The sequence below is a fragment of the Pseudomonas baetica genome (assembly GCF_051216495.1).
GTDB classification, from domain to species: Bacteria; Pseudomonadota; Gammaproteobacteria; order Pseudomonadales; family Pseudomonadaceae; genus Aquipseudomonas; species Aquipseudomonas baetica_B.
Map to the genome: position 1 here is coordinate 24,997 of NZ_JBPKAM010000072.1, position 7,904 is coordinate 32,900.

General features: G+C 58.9%; 6 protein-coding genes. 2 read left to right on the forward strand and 4 right to left on the reverse strand.

Going from position 1 to position 7,904, the window contains the following annotated elements; all coding sequences use genetic code 11:
- Nucleotides 1–55: 55 nt before the first annotated feature.
- Nucleotides 56–1,219, reverse strand: coding sequence for an isovaleryl-CoA dehydrogenase (locus ACSFE6_RS22345; protein ID WP_435429609.1), 1,164 nt, complete (start codon nt 1,217–1,219; stop codon nt 56–58).
- Between the two features lie 294 nt (nt 1,220–1,513).
- On the opposite strand from ACSFE6_RS22345, the gene ACSFE6_RS22350 reads away from it, so the two are divergent.
- Nucleotides 1,514–3,211: an AMP-binding protein gene (locus ACSFE6_RS22350; RefSeq protein ID WP_435429610.1), complete on the forward strand. Its 1,698-nt coding sequence runs from the start codon at nt 1,514–1,516 to the stop codon at nt 3,209–3,211.
- Between the two features lie 622 nt (nt 3,212–3,833).
- On the opposite strand, the gene ACSFE6_RS22355 is transcribed toward ACSFE6_RS22350, so the two are convergent.
- From ACSFE6_RS22355 to ACSFE6_RS22365, 3 genes are all read right to left on the reverse strand, one after another.
- On the reverse strand, nt 3,834–4,733 hold the full coding sequence (locus tag ACSFE6_RS22355; RefSeq protein WP_435429611.1) for a hydroxymethylglutaryl-CoA lyase: 900 nt from the start codon (nt 4,731–4,733) through the stop codon (nt 3,834–3,836).
- Nucleotides 4,734–4,883: 150 nt separating this feature from the next.
- A complete protein-coding gene (locus ACSFE6_RS22360; RefSeq protein ID WP_110963769.1) occupies nt 4,884–5,285 on the reverse strand; it encodes a MerR family transcriptional regulator in 402 nt (133 codons plus the stop codon).
- Between the two features lie 205 nt (nt 5,286–5,490).
- On the reverse strand, nt 5,491–6,420 hold the full coding sequence (locus tag ACSFE6_RS22365) for a LysR family transcriptional regulator (protein ID WP_435429612.1): 930 nt from the start codon (nt 6,418–6,420) through the stop codon (nt 5,491–5,493).
- Nucleotides 6,421–6,607: 187 nt separating this feature from the next.
- On the opposite strand from ACSFE6_RS22365, the gene ACSFE6_RS22370 reads away from it, so the two are divergent.
- Nucleotides 6,608–7,837, forward strand: a complete 1,230-nt coding sequence (locus tag ACSFE6_RS22370) for an acyl-CoA dehydrogenase (RefSeq protein ID WP_435429613.1) — start codon at nt 6,608–6,610, stop codon at nt 7,835–7,837.
- Nucleotides 7,838–7,904: the final 67 nt, after the last annotated feature.

Sequence of the window (7,904 nt, forward strand, 5' to 3'; positions counted from 1 at the left end):
AGCAAGAGCGCATTCGTCTTGCCGCTTGAAGCTTGCCGCTTGCCGCTAACGAAATTTATTTCGTCTCGTTAAACAGTTCGCGACCGATCAGCATGCGGCGGATCTCACTGGTGCCAGCGCCGATTTCGTACAGCTTGGCGTCACGCAGCAGACGACCGGCCGGGAATTCGTTGATGTAGCCGTTACCGCCGAGAATCTGGATCGCATCGAGGGCCATTTGCGTGGCGCGTTCGGCGCTGTAGAGGATCACGCCGGCGGCGTCCTTGCGGGTGGTTTCGTTGCGCTCACAGGCCTGGGCCACGGCGTACAGGTAGGCGCGGCTGGCGTTGAGCTGGGTGTACATGTCGGCGACCTTGCCCTGGATCAGCTGGAATTCGCCGATGCTTTGGCCGAACTGCTTGCGGTCGTGGATGTACGGCACGATCAGGTCCATGCAGGCTTGCATGATCCCGGTCGGGCCGCCCGAGAGTACGACGCGCTCGTAGTCGAGGCCGCTCATCAGCACTTTCACGCCGCCGTTGAGTACGCCGAGGATGTTTTCTTCCGGCACTTCGACGTCATCGAAGAACAGCTCGCAGGTGTTCGAGCCGCGCATGCCCAGCTTGTCGAACTTGTTGCTGCGGCTGAAGCCTTTCCAGTCGCGCTCGACGATGAAGGCGGTGATGCCGTGAGGGCCCTTTTCCAGGTCGGTCTTGGCGTAGATCACGTAGGTGTTGGCGTCCGGACCGTTGGTGATCCAGGTCTTACTGCCGTTCAGTACATATTTGTCGCCGCGCTTGTCTGCGCGCAGTTTCATCGACACCACGTCGGAACCGGCATTCGGTTCGCTCATGGCCAGGGCACCGATGTGCTCGCCGCTGATCAGTTTCGGCAGGTATTTGGCTTTCTGTTCGTGATTGCCGTTGCGGTTGATCTGGTTGACGCAGAGGTTGGAGTGCGCGCCATAGGACAGGGCGACAGAGGCCGAGCCACGGCTGATTTCTTCCATCACCACCACGTGGGCCAGATAACCCAGGCCGGCGCCGCCGTACTCTTCCGGTACGGTGATGCCCAGCAGGCCCATGTCGCCGAATTTGCGCCACAGGTCGGCGGGGAACAGGTTGTCGCTGTCGATCTGAGCGGCGCGGGGGGCGATCTCTTTGGCGACGAAGGACTGAACCTGATCGCGCAGCATGTCGATGGTTTCACCGAGGGCAAAATTCAGGGTTGGGTAGCTCATGGGTCACCTTTTGGCTTTTTTGTAGGGTGGGGAGGGCAGTGATTCAGTTCTCACCTTTACGTTAACGTAAGCCTGTGACGAATGGCTGTCAATCACCCTTTACGTTAACGTCAACTTGAGCGAGAGTAGAGGCAGTTCAAGATAGAACGCGGACGAACTCTGTGGGAGCGAGCCTGCTCGCGAAAGCGTCGGATCAGTTAGCAGTAATGTTGAATGTAACGACCTCTTCGCGAGCAGGCTCGCTCCCACAAGGGCACCGCGAGCAGCCCATAAATAAAGACAATAGGGGTCGTCATGGATCAACCCAGTGCACATCCGCAACGCAGCTACACCCGCGGTTCCCAGGACAAAGCCTTGCTGGCGATGACCATCGGCCAGGCGTTCGACAACACGGTCGCGCAGTACCCGAACGGGGAAGCGCTGGTCGTGCGTCATCAACAGTTGCGTTACACCTGGCGGCAACTTGCGCAGGAAGCGGACATGCATGCCAAGGCGTTGCTGGCGCTGGGTTTGCAATCCGGTGATCGGCTCGGCATCTGGGCGCCGAACTGCGCCCAGTGGTGCATCAGCCAGATAGCCACCGCGAAAATCGGCGTGATCCTGGTCAACATCAACCCGGCCTACCGCAGCTCCGAACTCGAATACGTATTGAAGCAATCCGGTTGCCAGTGGCTGGTGTGCGCCGGAGCGTTCAAGACGTCCAACTATCACGCCATGCTGCAAGGGCTGGTGCCGGAGCTGGCGGAGCAGGCCATCGGCAAGCTGCAGAGCGAGCGCCTGCCTGAATTGCGAGGTGTCATCAGCCTGGATGCGCAGCCGCCAAGCGGATTCCTGCCATGGTCGCAACTGGCCGATCTGGCTCGCAGCGTATCGGATGAACAACTGCGCGAACGGCAGGACAGCCTGCATTTCGACCAAGCGGTGAATATCCAGTACACCTCCGGCACCACCGGTTTCCCCAAGGGCGCGACCCTCAGTCATTACAACATTCTCAACAACGGTTACATGGTCGGCGAAAGTCTTGGACTGACCGCCGCTGATCGCCTGGTGATCCCGGTACCGCTGTATCACTGCTTCGGCATGGTCATGGGCAACCTCGGCTGTATCACCCACGGCAGTACCATGATTTACCCCAACGATGCGTTCGATCCACTGCTGACCCTGAACACCGTTGCCGAAGAAAAAGCCACCGCGCTCTACGGTGTACCCACCATGTTCATCGCCATGCTCGATCAGCCACAGCGTGCCGAGTTCGACCTGTCGAGCCTGCGCACCGGGATCATGGCCGGGGCGACTTGTCCGATCGAAGTGATGCGTCGGGTCATCAATGAAATGCACATGAGCGAAGTGCAGATTGCCTACGGGATGACGGAAACCAGTCCGGTGTCGTTACAGACCGGTCCGTCAGACGATCTGGAATTGCGCGTTACCACCGTGGGTCGCACCCAGCCGCAACTGGAAAGCAAGATCATCGACGAGGCGGGCAACCTGGTACCGCGCGGCACCATCGGTGAACTCTGCACTCGCGGTTACAGCGTGATGCTCGGTTACTGGAACAACCCGGAGGGCACCGCCGAAGCGATCGATCAGGCGGGCTGGATGCACACCGGTGACCTGGCGAGCATGAACGATGAGGGTTACGTGTGCATTGCCGGGCGTAACAAGGACATGATCATCCGTGGCGGTGAGAACATTTACCCACGGGAGCTGGAAGAATTTTTCTTCACCCACCCGGCCGTGGCTGACGTTCAGGTGATCGGCATTCCTTGCTCGCGCTACGGCGAAGAGATCGTCGCCTGGATCAAGTTCCACCCCGGCCACAGCGCTACCGAACAGGAGCTGCAAGCCTGGTGCAAGGAGCGCATCGCGCACTTCAAGACGCCGCGTTACTTCAAGTTCGTGGATGAGTTCCCGATGACCGTGACCGGCAAGATCCAGAAATTCCGCATGCGCGAGATCAGTATCGAGGAGTTGCGCATCAACAAGGAATGACAACAAACCCTTTGTGGGAGCGAGCCTGCTCGCTCCCACAAGGGGCGGGCGGTGAAAAATCCAAATCGCAGACAGCACAAAGGGGAGCCGAAGCTCCCCTTTAATTTTCGTTGCGCGTGCTCTTTTTTTATTATTGAGGGGCGGTCTGTTTTTGTTTTTGGCAACCGTTGCCCTTTACCGCTGTTTTTGGCGATCCCCATCCGGGATCAAGAGCAAACGTATTTTTTTGAGCGCTGATCTACTTTCTCGCTAAGCGATCCAACCAGTTCGGGAGCTACCTGAAGGTAGTTTTATTGTTCTCTGCCCGGTTGCGGGTTACTTCGAAAAGCACCCTGAAAAGCACATCTTCTCCAAAAAAATCTGTTAGCTGCGTCTCTGCCGTGTTGTTTTTGTTATGTCAGAGTCGTTACGTCTTGTTTTTATTAGGTGTGTCACAATTTTTTATTCTTGTTATGCCATAGAGATAGCAGAAGCCGTGCCAACTTTTAAAAACCCTTTAAAATCAATAACTTAATATTTTGTAGGATTTTTCTCTCAGGGAAACCCTGACAATTTGTTTCCGTGTTACTCGCTTTTCCCCACGTTTCGGATGTCGCGGTAACACACGGCCGTGTCGTTGTACTCAATGTGCGCTACGGGCCTTCGCCACGCGGGAACCTGTCGGGCGCCCCAGCACGGCGCTGATTTGCTGGCCGGCGCGGATCAGGGCGTCCAGGTCAATGCCGGTCTCGATGCCCAGGCCGTTTAGCAGGTAAACCACGTCTTCGGTGGCCACATTGCCGCTGGCGCCCTTGGCATAAGGGCAGCCGCCGAGCCCGGCGATCGAGCTGTCGAACACCGAGATGCCTTCCAGCAGGCTGGCGTAGATGTTGGCCATGGCCTGGCCGTAGGTGTCGTGGAAGTGTCCGGCCAGTTTTTCCCGGGGTACAACGGCCGATACCACTTCGAACATTCGGCGGGTGGCGCCAGCGGTGCCGGTACCGATGGTGTCGCCCAGCGAGACTTCGTAGCAGCCCATGGCGTAAAGCTCGCGGGCAACCCGCGCCACCTGCTCGGGGGCGACGTCACCTTCATAAGGGCATCCCAGCACGCAGGACACGTAACCGCGCACCGTTACGCCGTGCTGCTTGGCCGCATCCATGATCGGCACGAAACGTTCCAGGCTTTCGCTGATCGAGCAATTGATGTTGCGTTGGGAAAAGGCTTCGGATGCGGCAGCGAATACCGCGACCTCCTTGACCCCGCAGGCGAGGGCGTCTTCGAAACCGCGCAGGTTGGGTGCGAGTGCACCGTAGGTAACACCGGGTTTGCGCTGGATTTGCGCGAACACATCGGCGGAACCCGCCATTTGCGGTACCCATTTGGGCGAAACGAAACTGCCGACTTCTATATAGCCCAGGCCCGCGGCGGTGAGCGCATCGACCAGTTGCACCTTGTCGGCGACGCTGATGGGTTGGGCTTCGTTTTGCAGACCGTCGCGTGGACCGACTTCGACAATGCGTACTTGGGTGGGGAGGGACATGGGGATTGGACCTGTTCTTATTGTCTGAATACTGTGAAGGCCCCTGTGGGAGCGAGCCTGCTCGCGAATGCGGTGGGTCGGCCGACATCTATGTTCGATGTGCCATGGCCTTCGCGAGCAGGCTCGCTCCCACAGGTAATTTGTGTAGGCCTATTGAATTGATTCCTGACTCTTGAGGGTTTGCTCCAGCGCCTGCACACAGCGCTCTTCAGCGGTATCGAGCTCCAGTTTCATCTGTTCGATGTCCAGCAGTTGCTGCTCCAGCTGTGCCCGGCGTTCGCTGATTTTTGCCAGCATGCTGTGCAACTGCTTGGTGTTACCGCTGGAAGGATCGTAGAGCTCGATCAGCTCGCGGCATTCGGCCAGGGAAAAGCCGATGCGCTTGCCCCGCAGGATCAGCTTCAGGCTGACCTTGTCACGGGGTGAATAGATGCGCTCCTGACCCCGGCGCTCGGGGCTGAGCAGGCCTTGTTCTTCGTAGAAGCGAATGGCCCGGGTGGTGATGTCGAGCTCGCGGGCGAGGTCGGAAATGCTGTAGGTCTGGCTGCTCATGGAAGCGCTCACGAAAGGTCATGGCGCTAAGCTAAAGGTAGGTTGACGTATACGTCAAGTGGCGGGTTTTTTGAGTGTCCTCACTGGCCTCTTCGCGAGCAGGCGCGCTCCCACAAGGGATCTCTATTTATACAAATATTGCGTTCATTGAAGATCAACTGTGGGAGCGAGCCTGCTCGCGAAGCAGGCGCTGCGGTTTAGAGCTTTACACTTTCTCCAGCTTTTTCTCGTTCGCCGTCACCTGCTGGCACAACTCAATCATTTGCTCGCGCATCCAGCGGTTGGCCGGGTCCTGATCGGTGCTTTCGTGCCAGTAAAGGTGGGTTTCCACCGGCGGCACATCGTTGACCGGCAAGTTGAAGGCGTGCAGATCGTTACGGCGGGCGAAGCGTTCCGGCACGGTCATGACCATGTCGGTCTGCTGCATCACCTGGGAGGCCATCAGGTAATGCTGGGAACGCAGGGCGATTTTGCGCTGGATACCCATCTTGCCCAGCGCAAGGTCGACATAGCCCAAGCCGCTGCGACGGCTGGAAATGTGGATGTGGGTCAGCCCCAGGTATTCGTCGAGGGTGAGCTTTTCCTTACCAGCCAGCGGATGCCCCTTGCGCATGGCGCACACGTAACGATCTTCCATCAGCTTGACGTGGCGTACTTGCGGGTCCGTGTTGAGCGGTGCGTCCACGGCGAAATCGAGGCGGCCGGCTGCCAGTTCCTTGGTGGTCTCGCGGCGCTTTGACAGGAAGCTTTCGATGATCACGGTGGGCGCAAGGCGGCGCAGGCGCTGGAACAGTGGCGGCAGGATTACTGCCTCAGTGAGGTCGGTCATGCTGATGCGGTAGGTCTTGACCGCCTGCTGTGGATTGAAGATGCGGCTTTCCTGCACGGAAATGCGCAGCAGTGAAAGCGCGTTGCGCACCGGGCCAATGATGTTCTGGGCCATGGGCGTGGGCACCATGCCCTGGGCGGTGCGCACGAACAACGGATCGTTGAAGGTCTCGCGCAGGCGGGCCAAGGCGTTGGATACCGCGGGCTGGGTAATGCCGACGATCTGTCCGGCGCGAGTCAGGTTGGCTTCGGTGTAGATCGCGTCGAAGACGATGAAAAGGTTGAGGTCGACCTTGCTCAGATTCATTGCGCTGCACTCTTATTGTTAGGGCGTCTTGACGGGACCCGAGGGCCTTGGCAATCAGCCGATCATATATCGGTGATGAATGTTAATACACGCCGAGAATAGGCTAGGTAAATTTTCGTAGCTGTTCTAGCATCGATTGCATGAACTAAACAACTCCTTTGACCCCAGCAAAAAGGTAGATCTGCTCATGGATTTCGCTTATTCGCCCAAGGTGCAAGAACTGCGCGAACGCGTGACTGCGTTCATGGACACTTACGTGTATCCCGCCGAAGCCGTGTTCGAACGTCAGGTCGCCGAGGGCGATCGCTGGCAGCCGACGGCGATCATGGAAGAACTCAAACTCAAGGCCAAGGCCGAAGGCCTGTGGAATTTGTTTCTGCCTGAGTCGGAGCTCGGCGCCGGGCTGACCAACCTCGAATACGCACCGCTGGCGGAGATCATGGGCCGTTCGCTGCTCGGTCCGGAGCCGTTCAACTGCTCCGCGCCGGACACCGGCAACATGGAAGTGCTGGTGCGTTACGCCAACGAAGAGCAGAAACAGCGCTGGCTCGAGCCGCTGCTGCGCGGCGAGATCCGCTCGGCGTTCGCCATGACCGAGCCGGACGTGGCGTCCTCCGATGCCACCAACATGGCCGCCCGTGCGGTGCGCGATGGCGACGAGTGGGTGATCAACGGCAAGAAATGGTGGACCTCCGGTGCCTGCGACCCACGCTGCAAGATTCTGATCTTCATGGGCCTGAGCAATCCGGATGCACCGCGCCACGCCCAACACTCGATGATTCTGGTGCCGGTCGATACCCCCGGCGTGAAGATCGTGCGTCCGTTGCCGGTGTTCGGGTATGACGATGCGCCTCACGGCCACGCCGAGGTTGTGTTCGACAACGTGCGAGTGCCGTACGAAAACGTCCTGTTGGGTGAGGGGCGCGGTTTCGAAATCGCTCAAGGTCGTCTAGGCCCAGGCCGGATTCACCACTGCATGCGCTCGATCGGCATGGCGGAACGCGCGCTGGAACTGATGTGCAAACGCTCGGTGAGCCGTACGGCATTCGGCAAACCCTTGGCGCGCCTGGGTGGCAACATCGACAAGATCGCCGACTCGCGGATGGAGATCGACATGGCCCGTCTGCTGACGTTGAAAGCGGCGTACATGATGGACACCGTCGGCAACAAGGTGGCCAAGAGCGAAATCGCGCAGATCAAGGTGGTGGCGCCGAACGTGGCCTTGCGGGTGATCGACCGGGCGATCCAGATTCATGGCGGGGCAGGGGTTTCCAATGATTTCCCGCTGGCCTACATGTATGCCATGCAGCGCACCCTGCGCCTGGCCGACGGCCCGGACGAAGTGCACCGCGCGGCGATCGGCAAATTCGAAATCGGCAAGTACGTGCCGAAAGAGATGATGCGTAGCGGGCAGTAAGACCGCGGCGCCTGCCATTCGCGAGCAGGCTCGCTCCCACAGGATTTACGCTGACCCTGTGGGAGCG